General features: G+C 68.6%; 17 protein-coding genes and 1 riboswitch. Of the genes, 5 read left to right on the top strand and 12 right to left on the bottom strand.

Annotated elements, in window-relative coordinates; genetic code table 11:
• Positions 1 to 169 precede the first annotated feature (169 nt).
• Complete coding sequence (locus V9K99_RS34190; RefSeq protein WP_337323669.1) at positions 170 to 1,597, top strand: acyl-CoA carboxylase subunit beta; 1,428 nt, start codon at positions 170 to 172, stop codon at positions 1,595 to 1,597.
• 206 nt (positions 1,598 to 1,803) lie between these two features.
• A complete protein-coding gene (locus V9K99_RS34185) occupies positions 1,804 to 2,301 on the top strand; it encodes a DUF3145 domain-containing protein (RefSeq protein ID WP_132157315.1) in 498 nt (165 codons plus the stop codon).
• 257 nt (positions 2,302 to 2,558) lie between these two features.
• On the opposite strand, the gene V9K99_RS34180 is transcribed toward V9K99_RS34185, so the two are convergent.
• From V9K99_RS34180 to V9K99_RS34165, 4 genes are read right to left on the bottom strand one after another with little or no spacing between them, the layout of a single operon-like run.
• Positions 2,559 to 3,569 carry a LacI family DNA-binding transcriptional regulator gene (locus tag V9K99_RS34180; protein ID WP_337323671.1) on the bottom strand — a complete coding sequence of 337 codons (1,011 nt, stop codon included), beginning with the start codon at positions 3,567 to 3,569 and terminating at the stop codon, positions 2,559 to 2,561.
• 40 nt (positions 3,570 to 3,609) lie between these two features.
• Positions 3,610 to 4,452: a carbohydrate ABC transporter permease gene (locus V9K99_RS34175; protein WP_337323672.1), complete on the bottom strand. Its 843-nt coding sequence runs from the start codon at positions 4,450 to 4,452 to the stop codon at positions 3,610 to 3,612.
• A complete protein-coding gene (locus V9K99_RS34170; protein WP_337323673.1) occupies positions 4,449 to 5,417 on the bottom strand; it encodes a carbohydrate ABC transporter permease in 969 nt (322 codons plus the stop codon). The genes V9K99_RS34175 and V9K99_RS34170 overlap by 4 nt, the downstream gene beginning before the upstream one ends.
• Complete coding sequence (locus tag V9K99_RS34165) at positions 5,414 to 6,715, bottom strand: ABC transporter substrate-binding protein (RefSeq protein ID WP_337323674.1); 1,302 nt, start codon at positions 6,713 to 6,715, stop codon at positions 5,414 to 5,416. The genes V9K99_RS34170 and V9K99_RS34165 overlap by 4 nt, the downstream gene beginning before the upstream one ends.
• A gap of 335 nt (positions 6,716 to 7,050) precedes the next feature.
• Between V9K99_RS34165 and V9K99_RS34160 the strand changes: the two genes are divergently transcribed.
• Positions 7,051 to 9,249 carry a glycoside hydrolase family 9 protein gene (locus V9K99_RS34160; RefSeq protein WP_337323675.1) on the top strand — a complete coding sequence of 733 codons (2,199 nt, stop codon included), beginning with the start codon at positions 7,051 to 7,053 and terminating at the stop codon, positions 9,247 to 9,249.
• 280 nt (positions 9,250 to 9,529) lie between these two features.
• A complete protein-coding gene (locus V9K99_RS34155; RefSeq protein ID WP_337323676.1) occupies positions 9,530 to 9,946 on the top strand; it encodes a hypothetical protein in 417 nt (138 codons plus the stop codon).
• Positions 9,947 to 10,037: 91 nt separating this feature from the next.
• On the opposite strand, the gene V9K99_RS34150 is transcribed toward V9K99_RS34155, so the two are convergent.
• The 3 genes from V9K99_RS34150 to V9K99_RS34140 are packed head-to-tail and all read right to left on the bottom strand — an operon-like array spanning position 10,038 to position 13,017.
• Complete coding sequence (locus V9K99_RS34150) at positions 10,038 to 10,991, bottom strand: VWA domain-containing protein (RefSeq protein WP_337323677.1); 954 nt, start codon at positions 10,989 to 10,991, stop codon at positions 10,038 to 10,040.
• Positions 10,991 to 11,953 carry a DUF58 domain-containing protein gene (locus tag V9K99_RS34145; protein ID WP_337323678.1) on the bottom strand — a complete coding sequence of 321 codons (963 nt, stop codon included), beginning with the start codon at positions 11,951 to 11,953 and terminating at the stop codon, positions 10,991 to 10,993. The genes V9K99_RS34150 and V9K99_RS34145 overlap by 1 nt, the downstream gene beginning before the upstream one ends.
• A gap of 29 nt (positions 11,954 to 11,982) precedes the next feature.
• Positions 11,983 to 13,017 carry an AAA family ATPase gene (locus V9K99_RS34140; protein ID WP_337323679.1) on the bottom strand — a complete coding sequence of 345 codons (1,035 nt, stop codon included), beginning with the start codon at positions 13,015 to 13,017 and terminating at the stop codon, positions 11,983 to 11,985.
• Positions 13,018 to 13,251: 234 nt separating this feature from the next.
• Between V9K99_RS34140 and V9K99_RS34135 the strand changes: the two genes are divergently transcribed.
• Positions 13,252 to 14,112 carry a hypothetical protein gene (locus tag V9K99_RS34135; RefSeq protein ID WP_337323680.1) on the top strand — a complete coding sequence of 287 codons (861 nt, stop codon included), beginning with the start codon at positions 13,252 to 13,254 and terminating at the stop codon, positions 14,110 to 14,112.
• On the opposite strand, the gene V9K99_RS34130 is transcribed toward V9K99_RS34135, so the two are convergent.
• The 5 genes from V9K99_RS34130 to V9K99_RS34110 form a co-directional block, all read right to left on the bottom strand.
• Positions 14,109 to 14,360, bottom strand: a complete 252-nt coding sequence (locus tag V9K99_RS34130; RefSeq protein ID WP_337323681.1) for a CBU_0592 family membrane protein — start codon at positions 14,358 to 14,360, stop codon at positions 14,109 to 14,111. The two genes, V9K99_RS34135 and V9K99_RS34130, sit on opposite strands and share 4 nt — an antisense overlap.
• 20 nt (positions 14,361 to 14,380) lie before the next feature.
• Positions 14,381 to 14,447, bottom strand: a riboswitch (guanidine-III (ykkC-III) riboswitch).
• A gap of 3 nt (positions 14,448 to 14,450) precedes the next feature.
• Positions 14,451 to 15,278, bottom strand: coding sequence for an aldo/keto reductase (locus V9K99_RS34125; protein WP_337323682.1), 828 nt, complete (start codon positions 15,276 to 15,278; stop codon positions 14,451 to 14,453).
• Between the two features lie 112 nt (positions 15,279 to 15,390).
• A complete protein-coding gene (locus tag V9K99_RS34120; RefSeq protein ID WP_337323683.1) occupies positions 15,391 to 16,449 on the bottom strand; it encodes a lactonase family protein in 1,059 nt (352 codons plus the stop codon).
• Positions 16,446 to 18,038: a CocE/NonD family hydrolase gene (locus tag V9K99_RS34115; protein ID WP_337323684.1), complete on the bottom strand. Its 1,593-nt coding sequence runs from the start codon at positions 18,036 to 18,038 to the stop codon at positions 16,446 to 16,448. The genes V9K99_RS34120 and V9K99_RS34115 overlap by 4 nt, the downstream gene beginning before the upstream one ends.
• Positions 18,039 to 18,096: 58 nt before the next feature.
• Positions 18,097 to 19,032 carry an oxidoreductase gene (locus V9K99_RS34110; RefSeq protein ID WP_337323685.1) on the bottom strand — a complete coding sequence of 312 codons (936 nt, stop codon included), beginning with the start codon at positions 19,030 to 19,032 and terminating at the stop codon, positions 18,097 to 18,099.
• Between the last annotated feature and the right edge of the window lie 18 nt (positions 19,033 to 19,050).

Raw genomic sequence — 19,050 nt, 5'->3', positions numbered from 1 at the left:
CCGCACCGCGGGCCCACCTCGCACCTTCTCCTTGTCACCCCGGAGGCCCGATGACTGTATCGATGCCACGCCTCCGGCGCGGCGGGTCATGGGGCTTTGACTCCCGGCCTTCCCTCGTCACTCCAGTCGCTTCGCTCCCTCCGCTCCTCAGTCCAGGCCGGGAGGCCCCATGACCACCGCAGCTCCACAGAAGCCCGCGAAGCTCCCACGTGACGAGGACCCCCGCTATCCGGTCGCCCGGCTGACGCACCTGCTGGACCCGGGCAGCCTGGAGTTGATCACTCCGGACAACCTGTCCGGGATGCTCGCGGCCCGCGGGACGATCGCGGGCGCCGCGGTCATCGCGTTCTGCTCCGACGCCACGGTGATGGGCGGCGCGATGGGCGACGAGGGCTGCGATGTCGTGGTCAAGGCGTACGAGGTGGCCCGCCGCGAGGAGCTGCCGATCATCGGCCTCTGGCACTCCGGTGGTGCCCGGCTGGCCGAGGGCGTGCTGAGCCTGCACGCGGTCGGCAAGATCTTCTACGCGATGACGCAGGCATCGGGGAAGATCCCGCAGATCTCTGTCGTACTCGGCCCGGCCGCGGGTGGTGCGGCGTACGGTCCGGCGCTGACCGACATCGTCATCCTCGGTCCGGAGGGTCGGATCTTCGTCACTGGTCCCGACGTCGTCCGCTCGGTCACGGGTGAGGACGTCGACATGCTGCGTCTCGGCGGTCCCGAGCCGCACGGACGACGGTCCGGCGTCGTCCACATCACCACCGACTCCGAGGCCGAGGCCCTCCGTGAGGCGCGTCGGCTCGCGGATCTGCTCGCGAACCAGGGTTCCGTGGCGGGCGACGTTCCGGACACTGATCTGTCCGGGTTCCTGCCGGAGTCCGCCAAGCGTGCGTACGACGTCCATCCGCTGGTCGGAGGGGTGCTCGACGAGGACTCCGCTGTCGAACTGCACCAGCGCTGGGCGCCGAACATCGTCACCACGCTCGGCCGGCTCGGCGGACGGACCGTCGGCGTGATTGCCAACAATCCGCTGCGGTTGGGCGGCTGTCTCGATGCACTCTCGGCCGAGAAGGCGGCGCGGTTCGTGCGGATGTGCGACGCGTTCGGCGTGCCGCTCGTGGTCGTGGTCGACGTACCCGGGTATCTGCCCGGTGTCGGTCAGGAATGGGACGGCGTCGTACGGCGTGGGGCGAAATTGCTGCACGCTTTCGCGGAGAGCGTCGTACCGCGGGTGACGCTGGTGACCCGGAAGACGTACGGCGGCGCCTACATCGCGATGAACGCACGGTCGCTCGGCGCCACCCGGGTCTTCGCCTGGCCGCGGGCCGAGGTCGCGGTGATGGGCGCGGTCGCCGCGATCCGCGTCCTGCACCGGCGCAAACTCGCCGAGGTCGACCCCGAACTCCGCCCCCAGGTCGAGGCCGAACTCGCCGCCGAACACGAGACGATCGCCGGCGGCATCGAGCGCGCCCGCGAGATCGGCGTCGTCGACGAGGTCGTGGACCCCGCCAAAACCCGCTCCGCCCTGGCCACCGCCATCGCCATCGCCGAGCGCTCCGGCCGGGTCCGCGGCCGGCACGGCAACATCCCCCTCTAGGTTCGCGCGGTCGAATCGGGGCCGCGACACGATGGTGATGTGGTTGACACGGCGAGGTTACTGGTGTTGGTGGGGGCCGTGGTGCAAGATGTACGCAGTGTGCTGTCCGGTGCCTTGTGGGGTCGGGTGGGACACTGGTTCCGCTGGGATCGACGCGGATGTTCGAGAACGCTGGGGAAGGCGCCCCTCGAGCACAGGAGGTCCCGGTGGCGACAACTCGTGGCGTTCTTTACGTCCACACGGTGCCGTCAGCGTTGTGTCCGCATGTCGAGTGGGCCGCGGGCGGCGTACTTGGCGTGCCCGTGAAACTGGACTGGACACCACAGCCGGCGGCCCAGGGCACCTATCGGGCCGAGCTGTCGTGGCAGGCCGAGGCCGGGACCGCGGCGAAACTGGCGTCCGCGCTGCGCGGGTGGCAGAAGCTGCGGTTCGAGGTGACCGAGGAGCCGAGCAACGGGGTCGAGGGCGAGCGGTACTCGTTCACCCCCGCGCTCGGGGTCTTCCACGCGACCACCGGCGTCCACGGCGACATCATGGTGCCGGAGGAGCGGCTGAAGGCGGCGATGCTGAAGGCGGCCAGCGGCGAGGCGGACCTGACCGAGGAGGTCGAGCGGCTGCTCGGCCGGCCGTGGGACGACGAGCTCGAGCCGTTCCGGTACGCCGGTGACGGCGCTCCCGTGCGCTGGCTCCACCAGGTCGTCTGACACCCGCGGTCGATGGCGGCGGATGGTTGTCAGAGGCCACGACTGAGGTGAACCTGAGAACTTCTGAAGAAAGCTGTGAAAGGTACGGACTTCGCCGAACTTTTCGAGAAGACTGAGCATCAGACATCTCACCAGGGTGGGAGGGGCCGTGGCCGCTGGGCCACCGGGTGTCGGGACACCCCCGGTTGTCGTAAACAGCGGCCGCACCACGTGGAGGGCGCGAACCCCAGGGTTCGCGCCCTTCGTGCGTCCCGGGTCTAGGTGGAGGACCTCGCGATCAGGCGGGTGGGGAGGATCAGCGGGGTTGGGGTCTCGCCGGCGATGAGACTCAGGAGCATGCGGGCCATCTCCCGGCCGAGGGACTGGATGGGCTGGGCGATGGTGGTGAGTGGAGGTTCGGTGTGGCGGGCGCTGGTGATGTCGTTGAAGCCGACGATCGCCACGTCGCCGGGGACCGTCTTGCCGGCGTCCTTCAGCACCCGGAGCGCACCGATCGCCATTTGGTCGGACGCGATGAAGACGCCGTCCAGGTCGGAGTGCGTCGCCAGCAGCTCCTCCATCGCGCGGCTGCCGCCGTCCTCGCTGAAGTCGCCATGGACGACCCGGCTTGCGTCCAGCCCCGCCACCGCGAGGGCCTCCTGATAGCCCTTGTACCGCGCCGTGCCGGCCCCTTCGTCCATCCGACCGGTGATGGTGGCGATCCGGGTCCTCCCGGCCGCCACCAGGTGCTCAGTGGCCAGTCGCGCACCACCCCGGTTGTCCGCGTCCACGTAGTACCGCGGCTCGAAGTTGACCGGGCATCCCCCGAACACGACCGGTACGTCGGCTTTGTCGGCCAGCGCGGCCAACGGGTCGTCACCGTGCATCGACATCAGCATCACGCCGTCGGCCTGCCGGGTCCGCAGCAGTTGCTCGAGCCGGGTCTGACCGCGGGTCGACGTCGCGAGCAGCAGCATCAGCTCGAGCTCGGTCTCCTCGAGCACCGAGTTGACCCCGACCACGACCTCGGCGAAGAACGGGTCGGCGAACACCTGCGGGTTGTCGCTGGAGATCGCGAGGACGACGGCGCCGACCTGTTGGGTGGCGAGCGCCCGGGCCGTTGCGTTCGGCACGTACCCGAGGTCCACGACGGCCCGCTGGACGGCCTCCCGCTTGGCCTTGCTGACATGTGGCGCGTTGTTGATCACCCGGGACGCCGCGGATCGCGACACGCCGGCCCGCTCGGCGACTTCGTCGAGCGTCACTTGCCGTTTGTGGATGTCCGTCACCGGCTGGTCCTTAACGTTTGAGTGGGTAGAGGGTAGATCATCACGACCGGACGGCACCGTCCATGATGCCGCTGATCAACTGTCGGCCGAACAGGACGAACACCACCAGCAGCGGCACGATCGCGATCAGCGTGCCGGTGAACATCAGCGTGTAGTCGGTGTAGTACTGCGTGGCGAGCTGGCTGAGCGAGAACTGCACCGTCGGGTTGTCCGCCTCCAGGATCGCCAGCGGCCAGAGGAACTCGTTCCACGTTCCCATGAAGGTGAACAGTCCCAGTACGGCGGCGCCCGGCCGCAGCGCCGGCGACACCACGCGCAGAAACAGGCCGAACGTCGTACATCCGTCCAGCCGGGCCGCTTCGATGAGTTCATCCGGTACGGCGCGCTCGGCGTACTGGCGCATCAGGAACACGCCGAACGCGGACACCAGGAACGGGACGATCACCGCCTGCAGGTGGTTCTGCCAACCGAGCTTCACCATCACCATGTAGAGCGGCACGATGCCCATCTGGACCGGTACCATCATCGTCGCCAGTACGGCGAGCAGCAGCGCGTTGCGACCGCGGAAACGCAGTTTGGCGAAGGCGAACCCGGCCAGCGACGAGAAGAACACCACCGACACGGTCACGCAGACCGACGCGATCGCCGAGTTGAGCATGCCGCGGGCGAAGTGGGCCGCCTCGGCCTCAGGCCCGAACAGCCGCTCGAGGTTGGCGCCGAGGCTCCCGCCGGGGAGCAGCGGAGGTGGCATGTCCCCCACCACGTCGTTGGAGCGGGTCGCCACGACGAACAGCCAGTACAGCGGGAAGACCGACAGCACCAGGCTGACGATCAGCGTGAGATAGACCAGGCTGTTCCCGCCGTGCCTGATCCGGGGCCTCATTGCGTCCCTCCCCGCAGCCGGCGGCTGATCAGCGCGTTGGCGACGCCGGCGAGCACCGTCAGCAGGAAGATCATCCAGGCGATCGCGGATCCGTAGCCGTAGTCGAAGTTCTGGAAGCTCTGCTCGAACATGTACATCGCCACCGTCTGGAACTGCCGCAGGCTGCCACCGGACACGTCCCCCTGACCGAACAGCAGCGGCTCGGTGAACAACTGCATTCCGCCGATTGTCGACATCACTACGGTGAAGATGAGGGCCGGCCGGATCAACGGGACGGTGATACTGCGGAACTGCCGGATCGCACCGGCACCGTCGATCTGCGCGGCCTCGTACAGGTCCCGTGGGATCGACTGGATCGCGGCCAGATAGATGAGCGCGTTGTACCCGGTCCAGCGCCAGTTGACCATGCTGGCGACGGCGACCCAGGACGACGTCTTGCTGGCCTGCCAGTCGATCGGATCGAAACCGACCAGACCGAGTACGCCGTTCACCAGGCCGGTGTCGCGGCCGTAGAGCTGACCGAACACGATCGCGACCGCGGCAACCGACGTGACGATCGGCGCGAGCACACCGAGCCGGAACAACAGCAACGCCCGGATCGGCCGGTTCAGCAACGCCGCGATGATCAGTGCCAGCAGCAACTGCGGCACCGTTGCGAGCACGAACAACCCGAGCGTGTTCAGCAACGCGTTCCAGAAGTCCGGATCCCCGAGCAATCGCGAGTAGTTGTCCAGCCCGACGAACCCGGCATCCCCAGTCAGATCCCAGGCCCGCAACGAAACCCAGGCCGTGTACACCAGCGGAAACAACCCGAACGCCGTGAACAACACGAAGAACGGCGCGATGAACACGTACGGCGACCCGTAAAGATCAAACCGGCTCCAGAACGAACGCCGGCCGGAGGCCGAAGCCCCGGCCGGTGCGGAGGGGGTCCGCACCGGCCGCGGGGGCGCTTCAGCACTCACTTGTCGACGGCTCGCTTGGAGTCGGCGAGCGCCTTGGTCCAGGCCTCGTCCGGCTTCAACTTGCCTTGTTCGAGCGCGGTCAGGGCATCGCCGACCGCGTCGCCGACGAGCTGGTTCTCAGGGCCTAGGTAGACCGGCTTGAGGCTCTTGGCGGACTGGCCGAAGATCTTGCCGACCGGCGCGTTGTTGAAGTAGGCGTTCACCGCACCCGACACGGCCGGGTCGTCGATCGCCTGCGGGGACGACGGGAAGTTGTTCTTCGCCTTGAACGCCGCGGTCTGACCCGCCGGGCTGGTCAGGAACTTCGCCAGCTCGGCCGCCTCCTTCGGATGCTTGCTCTGCGCCGGTACGGCGAGGAAGGACCCACCGCGGACGGCACCCTCACCAGGAACCCGGGCCACGTCCCACTTCCCCGCGTTCTCCGGGCCGGCCTGCTCCTTGATGATGCCGAGCATCCAGGCCGGGCACGGAATGGTCGCGAACGTCCCCTTCTTGAAGCCCGCGTTCCAGGCCGGGCCCCACATCTGCAGCTTGCCGGACAGTCCGGCGTCGATCATCGACACGGTCTGGTCCCAGGCCGCCCGGACGCCCGGGTTGGTGTCGACGATCAGTTTGTTGTCCCGGTCGAAGTACGTCGTGTCGCCCTGCTGCATCAGGATGTTCTGGTAGATCCCGCCGGCCGTGTCGAAGAAGCTCGCACCCGTGCCGGCGGCAACGAAACGCTTGCCGGTGGCAAGGTAGGCGTCCCAGGTCGGCCACAGCTCGCCGACCTTGGCGCGATCGGTCGGCAGCCCGGCCTTGGCGAACTGGTCGGTCCGGTAACACATGCCCTGGGCACCGACATCGGTGCCGAGGCCAACCAGTTTCTTGCCGTCGGCAGTCAACGCCTGCTTCCACTTCCAGTCCAGGAAGTTGCCCTGCACCTCGGCGGCGCCGTAGTCGAGCAGGTTGGCGAACTGGTCGGGCTTGGCCATCAGCTTGACCAGGATGCCCTCCTCCAGCGCGACGACGTCACCGGCGCCGCTGCCCGCGGTCAGCCACTGCTGCAGCTTGGGCGTGTAGTCGTCGAGCTGGGCGATGTTGTCCTGCTTGATCTTGATGCCCGGATGCGATGCCTCGTACTGCTTGTACAGATCCTCGTAGCCGAACTGGCTGAAGGTCTTCACGGTCAGCGTGATCGTGCCGTCCGCGCCGCTCGCATCCTCGTTTGAGCCGCCGCACCCGGCCGCGGCGAACAAGGCAACTGCGGCACCGGCCGCGACGACTTTCCGAAATGCGGGTCGCCGGAGTGACGACATGGACCCTCCTTTGGGGCGAAGTACAGGTCTGGGGAGCGCTCCCAGTACTGCGGACGCAGAGGCCACGGTGACGCCGCTGGGTCAGCGCCCGGCTGGAACCCGGTTGATGCTCGAAGGGCTGATCGGGTCCGAAACTGGGAGCGCTTCCAGGCGACCATAGGGCACCGATGACGCGGTTGGGAAGCCCCCAGTTCACGCTCAGCGAGGTCTTGACACCGCGCGAGGGCCTCGGCAGCATGCTCACCACGTCGACTGAAGTTGGTCGGCGTACTGCAAGCGCTCCCAGCGCTCTACCGGTGCCCGTCCAGGCGCCACGGTCCCTCGGAGGCACGCCCATGCCCACTCCTCGACGGCGATCCGGTGCGATCGCCCTGACCGTCACAGTCGCCCTGCTGGCCGCGTCCACGCCGGCCGTCGCGGCCGATCCGCCGTACGAGCGGGTGCTGAACGGGACGTTCGACAGCGGCAAGGACCCATGGTGGAGCAACTTCCCGGCCGAGGTGAGCGGCGGCCGGCTGTGTGCGCAGGTCCCGGCCGGCACGGTCAACCCGTGGGACGCGATGATCGGGCAGGACGACCTCCCGCTCGAGCAAGGGCAGCTGTACACGCTGCGGTTCGAGGCGTCGGCGAGTCGGCCGGTCCAGTTCCGTACGGCGCTCCAGCAGGCGGCAGCGCCGTACTCGACGGTGCTGAACCAGGCCGTCGACGTGACGACCACGCCGCAGACCTTCGAGTTCACCGGTACGTCGCCGATCACCGACACCCACGGGCAGGTGTCGTTCCAGGCGGGTGGCGCGACCGAGCCGTACACGCTGTGCCTCGACAACATCTCGGTCGTCGGCGGAGTCCTGCCGCCCGGCGGGATCCCGGACTACGGCTCACCGGTGCGGGTCAACCAGCTCGGGTACCTCACCGACGGGCCGAAGCGCGCAACATACGTGACCACGGCAACGACGGCGCTCGACTGGCGTCTGCTTGACGGAGGCAACCAGATCGTTGCCACCGGCAAGACCACGCCGTACGGCGCCGACGCGGCCTCCGGGGACGACGTTCAGCTGATCGACTTCGGCAACGTCCGCAAGAAGGGCACCGGCTTCCGGCTCGCCGTCGGGGACGACCTCAGCGAGCCCTTCGACATCGGCGATCAGATCTACTCCGCGCTCCGGCGGGACGCCCTCGAGTACTTCTACAACAACCGCAGCGGTATCGAGATCGAGGCGAAGTACGTCGGCGAGCAGTACGCCAGGGCGGCCGGTCACCTCGGGATCGCACCCAACCAGGGCGACATCTCCGTCCCCTGCTTCCCCGGCACGTGCGACTACAGCCTCGACGTGCGAGGCGGTTGGTACGACGCCGGCGACCACGGCAAGTACGTCGTCAACGGCGCACTCGCGGCGTGGCAACTGCTTGATCTCTATGAACAGTCCGGCACAGCAGATCTGCGGATTCCAGAGGCAGGCAACGGGATCCCCGACGTACTGGACGAAGCACGATGGGAGATCGACTTCGTACTCGGGATGCAGGTTCCAGCCGGTCAGCCACTGGCCGGGATGGTGCATCACAAGATCCACGACGAGAAGTGGACCGGGCTGCCGCTCGCACCGGCCGCGGATCCGCAGCCGCGGTACCTCTACCCGCCGTCGACCGCGGCGACGCTGAACCTCGCGGCCGTCGGCGCCCGATGCGCACGTGTCTACGCTCGCTGGGATCGGCAGCTCGCGACCACGTGCCGAGCAGCGGCCGAGAAGGCGTGGAGCGCGGCCCGGCAGCATCCGGCGCTGTACGCTCCGCCCGGTGGTGAAGGCGGTGGCGCGTACGACGACACCAAGGTGACGGACGAGTTCTCCTGGGCCGCTGCCGAGTTGTTCGCGACGACCGGCAAGGCGTCGTACAGGAAGTTCATCACGACGTCGTTGCAGGCAGCCGACGGGTTCTCATGGCAGGAGACCGGCGGGCTCGCCGACCTCGCGCTCGCGCGGACACCGTGGCGATTGTCGATTGTCGACCAGTGGAAACTACGCAGTCGGATCGTCGACACCGCGGATGTCTACCTCGCCGATCTCAAATCCCAGGGCTACGCCAACCCCTACAAACCGGCGGACGGCAAGTACGTCTGGGGCTCGAACAGCGGTACGGCGAACAACGCGATGATCCTGGCGATCGCGGCCGACCTCACCAGGCGAGCGGCGTACCGATCGGCCGCGCTTGAATCGCTTGATTACCTGCTCGGCCGGAATGCGGTTGGCCGGTCGTACGTGACCGGCTACGGCGAGCGATCCAGCCACAACCAGCACCACCGCTTCTGGGCCCACTCGCTCAACCCCGCGCTTCCCTCGCCGTACCCGGGCTCACTGGCCGGCGGCCCGAACTCCGGCCTCCAGGATCCCGTTGCCCAACGCAACCTCCAGGGCTGCGCCCCGGCCAAGTGCTACATCGACGAGATCGGCTCCTACTCCACCAACGAGGTGGCGGTGAACTGGAATTCGGCCCTCTCCTGGCTCACCGCGTACGCCGACGGGGAGGGTCGCAGGTGACCGGTCAGTATGGCTGTCGCAATCCGCACTTGAGGTTTATGGTCTAGCTGAGCCTGGGGGACCTTGGTGGGCTCTTGGCAACAATCGGGGTGAGTGGGGCGGCGCCGATCAGACGTGGTCACCGGCGCTCGGTCGCTTGGGCCCACCCGCGTGCACCGCCGGTGTCGAGCGGATCGCTGAGCGAGTTCAGGACGCCACCTGGTCAACGACCGGGTGCGCCGCGTTCGCGATCGCTGCCAGCCGCCTGGCAGCCGCATTGGCATCACCAGAGGGGAATCTCATGCGCAGATTTCTGATCATCCTGCTCACGGCCGTCATCGCGTCGGTCTGCTTCGTGTCCACCGCGTCGGCCGGCAGCCCGCACTTCGTGGGCACGCCGACCGTCACCCGCTCGGGCAACTCGCTGACCGTCGCCGGTAAGGAGGCCGGTCTCGGCAACGAGGAGCAGATCCAGGTGCAGGTCACGGCCCAGGCCGCCTGCCTCAACCGGGGCGAGAACTTCCCGGAGGCCGACAACAAGGAGGCCTTCACGGCCACCGCCACGTTCCCGGTCCAGAACGGGAAGGCGAACTTCTCGCTGACCCTGACGGCGACCTTCCAGCCGAAGTGCAGCCCGCCGATGCGGGTGGTCTTCGGTGACGTCACCATCACCGACCTGACCAACGGCATCTCGATCACGTTGTCCGGCCCCTTCTGAGGCCGAACACCTGGGAGGATCCCTCGAGAGGTCTTCCGCTAGTCAGCTCCGGCCACTCGTGCGGTCCCGGCGCGAGTGGCCGGTCAAGCCATCAGGGGAAGCGGGAGGCCAGCGCGATACAGGCACCGGCGGCGGCCAGGGTGAAGAGCATGGCGATACCGGCGAAGCGAGCGGTGACTTCCTTGTCCACCTCGTCGTAGCCGACCGAGGAACCGATGTCCTTGTAGACGTCCTCGAGCTCACCGGCCGACTCGGCCGTGTAGGCCTCGCCGCCGCTGATCTCGGCGACGCTGCGCAGCTCGGCGCGGTCCGGTGGCACCCGCTGCCGGATGCCGTCCATCTCGATGAAGCCGGAGTCGGTGCCGAAGCAGATCGTGTAGACCGGGGTGTTCTTCGCCTTTGCGGCCTGCGCGCCTTCCTGCGCGGTCCGGCCGACCGTCCGCTTGCCGTCCGACAGCAGCACGATGCGCGCCGGGGCGGGGTCGTTCGGGTGGTCCGGGTCCGGCGGGACCTGGGTGAGCGCCTGCAACGAGGTGAAGATGCCCTCACCGGTCGCGGTGGACTCGGCCAGCTCCAGCCCGTCCACCGAGCGCAGGACAGTGGCCCGGTCCGTGGTCGGCGGCACGATGATGGACGCCGTACCGGCGAAGTTGACCAGCGCCACGTTGAACTTGGACGGCAACTGGTTGATGAAGTTCTTGGCCGACTTCTTCGCCGCTTCCAGCCGGTTCGGCTCGATGTCGGTGGCCATCATCGACAGCGACACGTCGATCGCGACCACGATGGTGGCCCGCTCGCGCGGCACCTTGACCTGGTCCTTGGGCTGCGCGAACGCCACGATGCACGAACACGCCGCCAGCAGGGCCAGTACGACGGCCAGATGCCGGCGCCACTGTGGCCGCCGCGGCGCGACCCGGTCGAGCAGGGCGATGTTGGTGAAGCGGAGCGCGTACTGCGCCCGGCGGTGCTGCAGGAAGATGTAGCCGGCGACGACGACCGGGATGACCAGCAGGAACCAGAGCCGCCCGGGAGACAGGAACTCCATCAGCGGGACACTCCCTTCGGCGGTTGGTGCAGGCGGGGCGCCACTCGCCGGTAGGCGAGCACGAACCGCACGGTGTCGGCGACCCAGTCACGGTCGGTCCTCAGTACCAGGTGCCCCGCACCTACCCTACGCAAAGCGGTCCTCGTTCGTTCCCGTTGCGCGAGGGCGGCCGTCGCGAACGCTTCCCGGACCTTGCGCCGCCGGGTGTCGATCTCCCGGACCGCGCCGGTCTCGGGGTCGCCGATCATGACCACGCCGATATTCGGCAGTTCCAGCTCGCGCGGGTCGACGATCTCGACCGCGAGCACCTGGTGCTGCGCGGTCAGCTTGCGCATCGCCCGCTCCCAGGACGGCTCCATCCGGCTGTCGACCTCGCCGTCCTCAGGGGTGAGGAAGTCGGACACGATCACCCGCAGTCCGCGCTTACGCTGCGTGCGGGCCATCGACTCCAGCGCCGCCGCGAGGTCGCTGCGGTGCGCCTCCTGGTCGCCGTTGACCTGCTCGGCCAGCAGCGCTCGCAGCAGGCCGTAGAGCGCCAGCCGCCCGGACCGCGCCGGCCACCGGCGCAGAGCCGAGTCGCGCAACATCAGCCCGCCGAACCGGTCACCGAGCCGGTGGGTCAGGAACCCGACCGTGGCGACCGCCGCGACGGCCAGCTCCCGCTTCTCCAGCTGTGACGTCCCGAAGTCCATCGAGGCGGACAGGTCGACCAGGGCCCACGTCTCCAGCTCACGGTCCGCAATCAGGTCCCGCACGTGCGGAACCGTCGTACGGGCCGTCACCGCCCAGTCCATCCGCCGTACGTCGTCCCCGACCTGGTACTCGCGTGCCTCGGCCAGCTCGGTGCCGGGACCGGGCAGCAGGCCCAGGTGCTCCCCGTGCAGATAGCCCTCCAGCCGCCGTACGACGGTCAGCTCGAGCCGCCGGAGTGCACGCTCGGGGGCGAGCTGCGAGATCGTCATCGCAGCCCGCGGATCTGGTCGGTTGGGCACTACACGAACTCCGGGCGGCCGGAGCCGTCGGTGCCGTCGCGCCAGACCGGCTGCGGCGGCGGCACGGTGGCGAGGATCCGCTCGATCACCGCGCGCGGGTCGATGTTGTCCGCGACCGCGTCGAAGGTCAGGCCGAGCCGGTGACCCATCACGTCCAGCGCGACGGTCTGCACGTCGCTCGGCAGCAGGTAGTCCCGGCCGTGGATCAGCGCGAGCGCCCGGCCGGCCGCGATCAGGCCGAGGGTGGCCCGCGGGCTGACGCCGAGCTCGATGATCGGCTCCAGGTCGGGCAGGTGGAAGTCGGCCGGCGTCCGGGTCGCCATCACCAGGCGGACCGCGTACTCCGCGACCAGGTTGTGGACGAAGACCTGCTCGGCCGACCGCTGGAGCTCCATGATCGTCTCCGGCTTGAGCACCTGCCGCGGCTCCGGCGGGTCCACGCTCATCCGGCGCAGGATCTCGAATTCCTCGTGCCCGCGCGGGTGCGGTACGTCGATCTTGACCAGGAACCGGTCCCGCTGCGCCTCGGGCAGCGGGTAGACGCCCTCGGACTCGATCGGGTTCTGGGTGGCGATCACGATGAACGGCTTCGGCATCGGGAAGGTCTGGCCGCCGATCGACACCTGCCGCTCGGCCATCAGCTCCAGCATCGCCGACTGCACCTTGGCCGGGGCCCGGTTCACCTCGTCGGCCAGGACGAAGTTCACGAACGTCGGGCCGAGCTCGATGTCGAAGGCCTCCCGGGTCTGCCGGTAGATCCGGGTCCCGACGATGTCGGACGGGACCAGGTCGGGGGTGAACTGGATCCGGGCGAACGTGCCGCCGACGACCGACGCGAAAGTCCGGACGGCGAGCGTCTTGGCGACCCCCGGGACGCCCTCCAGCAGGCAGTGACCCTTCGCGAGCAACGAGACCATCAAAGTCTCGACCATGTGCTCCTGGCCGACGATCACCCGCTTGACCTCGCTGACGGCCTCGCCGATCAGCCGGGACTGCTGGGCCACCGATCCAGCCGGCACAGTGGTTTCGGTCATGCCTGTCCTTCCGGGGTCCACGCTCGGACCTTGTCAACGCCGCGCCGTCTGCCGGCGCACTCACAACACCGGCCATTCCATCAGATCCCCGGGTCCCCCGGGCGCACGGCCCACCAGGTCCACCCCCCATCCTCCCCACTCGTTCAAATCCCCACTCCCCTGCCCGCGCCGTACGGCGACCCGGCGGGCGGCTGTGGCGACAGTGCTACCAGGGATGTGGTGGGATTGGGGGTGATGACTGCGACGGAATCGGACACCGAGCTGCGGGCGGCGGACGCGCCGGAGGAGACGCCTGCCCGGTTGATTCCGGATGCGCTGCCGCTGCTGCCGGAGGATCCGCCCCGGGTCGGCGAGTTCTGGCTGCGCGGGCGGCTCGGGGCGAACGCGGCCGGTTACCTGTACACAGCGGGTGACGAGAACGGCCGGGAGGCCGTCGTCGCGATGATGACCGAGGGCTCGGCCGACGACGCGGCGGCGCGGGACCGGTTCGTGACCGCGGTGGACGAGCTGCCGGGCGACGCCGTACTGGCGCACAACGACAGCGATGACGACGATCTGGCCCTGTGGGTCGCGATCGGGCCGATCCGGGCCGACGACGGGTCCAGCGCGGCCGCGGACGAGCGGCTGATCGCGGAGCGTCGCGGTGAGGACGTGCTGTCCGCGGTCCTGATGGACCGGGTCCCGCAGCTCGGCCGGTTCCGCGGCCCGGACTTCCTGCACTACTGGGAGGGTCGCCGGCGCCCCGGCCTGTTCCGGATCTGGCCGCTGCCGTGGCCGAGCGCGCTGAAGGCGGCGTCGCGGTGGGCGCTGATCCTGTCCCTGATCACGATGGCGCTCATCATGGCGCTGGCGGTGTTCCTCGCCTGGCTGCTGTTCCGCAACGCCGACCCGCTCGAGCCGGAGCCGGTCATCCCGACCCCGACCGGTACGACGACGGTCACGGTCACCCCGACCACGCCGCCGCCGAACACCGGGTCGCCGAGCACATCGCCGTCGACCACAGTCAGTCCCTCCCCGGTCCCGACGACCGGCATTCCGACCGGTGTGCCCAGCTCCCCGGGCACACCCGGCGGGGACCCTGGCGACAAGTTCTAGGTCGCTTGCTCGCGGGTGCGGGTCAGGCTCAGCAGGCCGATCAGGCTGATCACTGCCCAGGTGCCTTCGAGCAGCAGGAAGCCCCACGACGACTCGGCCGCGGCAATCACGGCGAGCGCGGCGGAGCCGACCAGGTTCAGGAGTTGGTACGACGCCGTGCGCTGACGCAGCCGCCCGGCCTGGGCAGCCGCGAAGGCGGTCAGGATCGTGAGCGCACCAGCGATTTCGACGATGTCGATTGCATGCATCGGAGTGCCCCTCCAAGGGGCGTGCGTCGTCTTGTCGTGGACCGGGTACGACGCCACTCGTCCGGGGACCGCAGACCGCGGCTCCTGCCCTCAGGATACCAACCGCAGCAGCTCCGGATCGCGCCAGAGCGTGAGCGGCACAGGCTGCCGGACGAGGGCCGCGTCGGCCCGGATCTCGGCCGGGCTGGCCGCCGCGATCAGCACCGAGGTGACCGCGGAATGCCTGGTGGGAAAGGCGAGTGCGGCCTGCGGCAGGGAGACGCCGTACCGCTCGCAGACCGCGGAGATCCGGCGTGCGCGGATTGTTGCCGGGTCACTCGACTGCTCGGTCTGCAGCACTTGCGGGGTGAGGATGCCGGACACGATCACCGAGACGCCGCGTGCCAGGCATCGATCGAGCAGCGGTCTCGCGGACTGGTCGAGCAACGAGTACTGCCCGGCCAGCAGGACCGCGTCCAGCTCGACGTCGCGGACGATCCGATCGAGCAGCTGCCAATCGCCGGACGCCGCGCCGATGGCCTTGATCACCCCGTCGTGCCGGAGTTCGCTCAGCACCGGGTACGCCGCCTCGATCGAGGACTCGTCGGCGAACGCCAGGTCGACCGCGAGGCCGAGTCGCTCCGCACTCGCCCGCAAAGACTCCCTGGCGTCCGCACCGACCACCGTCGTGGACACCAGGAACTCGCCCCGGGGTCGCCGCTGCAACGCCGTACCGAGGCGATGTTCGGCCGGGCCGTACGCCGGGGAGGTGTCGAAGAGCCGGATGCTGGCCTGGTAGGCCGCGTCGACCGTGGCGATCGCCCGGGCGTCCCCGTCCGGACCTGGTGATTCGCCGAGTCGCGAGCCACCGAGCCCGAAGCGGGCCGGCCGGAACTTGCTCGCCGACACGGGCGTGAGGGCGTGACTGGGAGCAGCCATCGCTTGTCACCTCCCGTGATCGGTAGCTGTAACCAGGATCACGGTTATGCGATGAGTTCGCATCCTTTCCGGGTTTTGCGCCCAGCGGCTTCAGCGTCCCGAGTCGTAAAGGTCAAACACTGACGCAGACCGGAATCGGCGTGCTGAACGAGCTCGTCTGGGTCAGTCCTCCGGTACGGCGGTCGACCGCGAATGTGGTGACGTTGTTCGACCGCTGGTTGGAGACGAACATGAGGGTGCCGGTCGGGTCGAGGGTGCAGTGGCGCGGCCAGTCACCACCGCAGGACGGCGTACTCGTCAGGCTGATCGCCGCGCCTTGGTCCAGGATCGTGAACACGGCGACGCTGTTGTGGCCGCGGTTGGTCAGGTAGACCGAGCGGCCGTTCGCCGAGGTGATCACCTCGCCCGGGAAGTTCTGCGGCGCGCCTGGTGGGATTGTCGACAATGTGCTCAGCGGAGTGAACTGCCCGTCGTCGTACCGGCAGACGGTGATCGTGCTGTCGAGTTCGTTGGCGACGTACGCGAAGTGACCGGACGGGTGGAAGGCGAGGTGGCGCGGACCGGCCCCGGCCTTCAACGTCGTCTGGTACCGCAGGGTTAGCTTCCCGTTGGCAAGTGTGTACGTGTAGATCGAGTCCGTGCCGAGGTCGACGGCCACGATGTACTCGCCGACCTGGAGCACCTGATGCGCATGCGGGGTCGCGCCTTCGTGCTCGACCAGGTCGGTCTGTTGCCCGAGGCTCCCATCCGGCCGGATCGGATGCACGGCGAGATCACCCGATCCGTAGTTTGCGCTGAGCAAGTAGTTCCCCGCGATGGTGAGATGACAGGGCGCGGATCCCTTGTTGGGCTGGCGATTCAGCACCCGAAGCTTGTCTGGGGCATCGATCGCGACCGCGGTCACTCCCCCGGTCGTCTGCTCGTTGACCGCGTACAGGAACTGGCCTCTTCTGACGAGGAACGACGGGTCCTCAACCCCGGCCAGTACACCGGTCGCCGTGATCTTCCCGTTGACGTCGTACGACGCGATGCCGATGCCGGAACCACCTCCGGCCGGCGAGGTGTACGTGCCCAGGTAGAGCGTTCTGGACGGACCGCGGGCAGCGACGGCCGGTGTCGCAACAAGACTGGCAGCGGTGACACCGAGGAATCCTCGGCGGGTGAGACTCATGCCGCGACCGGGATGCTGATCGAGGACGGGTCGCCGGCCGGGGAGCTGAAGGTGACGGTCTTGCCGATCGCGCTGCGGCCGAGGTACCGCGGGTCGACCGTGTCGACCACGAGCACGAGGTGATGACCGGCCGGCACCTCCCAGCTCGTGGCTTCCAGCCTGAGATCGATCGGCACAGCCTCGCCGGGTGTTGCCCCGCGCAGCGTGAACGGCTTGTGCGAGATGAGCGAGCCGATCCCGAGCGCGTCGACGTCGTACAGATAGGCGAACAGCGACGTATCCGGACCGGACGGCCTGACCGTCAAATGCAGCTTCGGCGCACCGTTGACGACGGCACCATCGGGGTAGACCGGGCCGGACCAGACACCTGCGAACGACCTGTCCACCAAGGGCGTCGCGACGCCGGTCGGAATCGACAGAAGCCCTTGCAGAGCACCGGAAACCAGCGCCACACCGCTATCCGCGATCGTCGGCACACCAGCTCCGATGGCGCTGCTCCAGCCCGTCGAGGCCTGCGGCTGGAGAGCGCCGGTCCGCGACAATCCGGTCGGCTTCGTCAGGTACGACGTACGCGGCTGTCCAACGGCAGCCCAGCTCGGGTACCCGCGCCAGACGCCGCGTTGCGACTTCAGCTGGACCGGCGCTTCGTCATCGGCGCCGTTGTTCGCGCCGGTCAGATAGTGATCCAGCCAAGCAGCGAGCTCATCCCAGGTCTCGTTGGGCAGGCCGATCGCGCCGGGCACCTCCGGGGTGGAGTGATCGCCGTGCGCGAGCAGCAGCCGCTTCGGCCCGGTCAGCCGGGTGAAAAAGTCGGTGTACTGCGTCGGCGGGAAGATCGAGTCCTCGAAGGCGTTGGCGAGGAAGACGGCCGGCTGGTTGGCGTTGATCTGGTCGACGACAGTCGCCGCCGACCGGACCGGCGCCAACTGCTTCGCCTCCGCGATCGCGCCATCGAAGTTGCCGCTCAGGAACTTGGACTGCAGCGACGCCATCTCCGGACCCGGCCGGCCGGTGATGTTGCCGAGGGCAAGCAGACCGGCGACGGACTGGAGTGCGAGCGTCTCGTTCGGGTCGAGTGAGGCGATCAGGTCCGCCCAGCCGCTCATCGCGCCGACCGCCTTGATCCGCGGGTCCTGCGCACTCGCGAGCAGCGAACTGCCGGCGCCGTACGAGATCCCGACCGCCGCGACCCGGCTGGTGTCGGCGGGTGTGTGCAGGTCGGCCCAGTCGATCACCTTGGTCACGTCGGCGATGGTCGGCGGGCCGGCGATGTCGATACCGCCGCCGGTGTCCCAGAAACCGCGACTCGAGTAGGAGATGACCTGGAACCCGTCCGTGGCCAGCTTCGCGCCCTGGCCGACGTACTCGAGGTTCGGCACACCCCAGCTGGACGGCATCACGACCAGCGGAAACGGTCCGTCGCCCTGGCCGGTCGGGGTCAGCACGACGGCGCCGATCTCGATCCCACCCGCGCCGGGGATCCGCTGGTACGACGTACTGAAGCCGGCCTGATCCGCCTCGGCACCGACGGCCGGGCCGATCGTGATCAGGGCAAGGACGACAGCAAGGGCGGCTGCGATTCTGCGCACGGGTGCGACCTCCGGCTCGGGATTACCGGAGGGTAACCACAAAGTTGCCGGTGTGTCACTATCTCGGCACGGTGAGTGTCGGATCCACTCCGGTCGCCTCGACCGACCAAGCCCAGAGCTGCTCGGCCAGGGCGGGATCCTGAGCGGTCCGGGTCGGCAGGACGAGGGCTGGTTTGCCGCGGTACTCGAAGAAACCCGGCCCGTAGTAGCTGCCCGGCCGCACGTCCGGGTTGGTGGCGGCGTACAAGCTGGGCCACGCTCCGGCGGCCGCGGACTGCGCGACCAGCTTGGTGGCTCCGGACCACACCCGAGCCTGGAGCGTTCGCCCGGCCAGCTCCGGCCCGGCCGCCTGCAAGTGCGTAGCGGCGTACCCAGGATGCGCGCCGGCGCTGATCAGGTTGGCCCCGGCGGCTCGCGCGCGGCGGTCGAGCTCCAGCATGAAGAGCACGTTGGCGAGCTTGGACTTCCCGTACGCGACCCATTTCGAGTAGCCCTGCCCGGGCTGCCGGAAGTCCGTCGGCTGAATCCCCCGGGCGGTCTTGTGCATGAACGAACTGACAGTCACCACGCGGCTGGAAGGTGCCTTCAGCAACAATGGCAGCAGCCGGCCGGTGAGGGCGAAATGGCCGAGATGGTTGGTGCCGAGCTGCAGCTCGAACCCGTCCGCGGTCTGCCGGTACGGCGTCGCCATCACACCGGCGTTGTTCACCAGCAGATCGAGCTTGTCGTAGGTCTTGACGACCTGATCCGCCGCTTTCTCGACACTCGTCAGATCCGCGAGATCGAGCTCGACAACCGTGGGCGTGCGACCGGAGAGCCTGCTCAGGTTGGCTGCGGCTTCGTCCGCCTTCGCCGGATTGCGCGCCGCGATCAGCACGTCGGCACCGTGTCTGAGCAACTCGAGCGCCGTCTCGTAGCCGAGTCCGCTGGTGGCACCCGTGACGAGCGCGCGACGTCCGGTCAGGTCGGGGATGTCCGCCGTGTTCCAGGTCATGCGCCCACAGTAGCCGTG

This window comes from Kribbella sp. CCNWLW201 (assembly GCF_037203805.1).
Classification (GTDB): Bacteria; Actinomycetota; Actinomycetes; order Propionibacteriales; family Kribbellaceae; genus Kribbella.
This window is presented reverse-complemented; position numbering and strand designations above follow the sequence as displayed.

What these genes read in the sequence shown, in the direction of transcription:
- V9K99_RS34160 (WP_337323675.1), top strand. Translation starts at nt 7,051, where the DNA reads ATGCCCACTCCTCGACGGCGATCCGGTGCGATCGCCCTGACCGTCACA.
- V9K99_RS34150 (WP_337323677.1), bottom strand. Translation starts at nt 10,991, where the DNA reads ATGGAGTTCCTGTCTCCCGGGCGGCTCTGGTTCCTGCTGGTCATCCCG.
- V9K99_RS34155 (WP_337323676.1), top strand. Translation starts at nt 9,530, where the DNA reads ATGCGCAGATTTCTGATCATCCTGCTCACGGCCGTCATCGCGTCGGTC.
- V9K99_RS34130 (WP_337323681.1), bottom strand. Translation starts at nt 14,360, where the DNA reads ATGCATGCAATCGACATCGTCGAAATCGCTGGTGCGCTCACGATCCTG.
- V9K99_RS34190 (WP_337323669.1), top strand. Translation starts at nt 170, where the DNA reads ATGACCACCGCAGCTCCACAGAAGCCCGCGAAGCTCCCACGTGACGAG.
- V9K99_RS34135 (WP_337323680.1), top strand. Translation starts at nt 13,252, where the DNA reads ATGACTGCGACGGAATCGGACACCGAGCTGCGGGCGGCGGACGCGCCG.
- V9K99_RS34120 (WP_337323683.1), bottom strand. Translation starts at nt 16,449, where the DNA reads ATGAGTCTCACCCGCCGAGGATTCCTCGGTGTCACCGCTGCCAGTCTT.
- V9K99_RS34110 (WP_337323685.1), bottom strand. Translation starts at nt 19,032, where the DNA reads ATGACCTGGAACACGGCGGACATCCCCGACCTGACCGGACGTCGCGCG.
- V9K99_RS34140 (WP_337323679.1), bottom strand. Translation starts at nt 13,017, where the DNA reads ATGACCGAAACCACTGTGCCGGCTGGATCGGTGGCCCAGCAGTCCCGG.
- V9K99_RS34165 (WP_337323674.1), bottom strand. Translation starts at nt 6,715, where the DNA reads ATGTCGTCACTCCGGCGACCCGCATTTCGGAAAGTCGTCGCGGCCGGT.
- V9K99_RS34125 (WP_337323682.1), bottom strand. Translation starts at nt 15,278, where the DNA reads ATGGCTGCTCCCAGTCACGCCCTCACGCCCGTGTCGGCGAGCAAGTTC.
- V9K99_RS34145 (WP_337323678.1), bottom strand. Translation starts at nt 11,953, where the DNA reads ATGACGATCTCGCAGCTCGCCCCCGAGCGTGCACTCCGGCGGCTCGAG.
- V9K99_RS34175 (WP_337323672.1), bottom strand. Translation starts at nt 4,452, where the DNA reads ATGAGGCCCCGGATCAGGCACGGCGGGAACAGCCTGGTCTATCTCACG.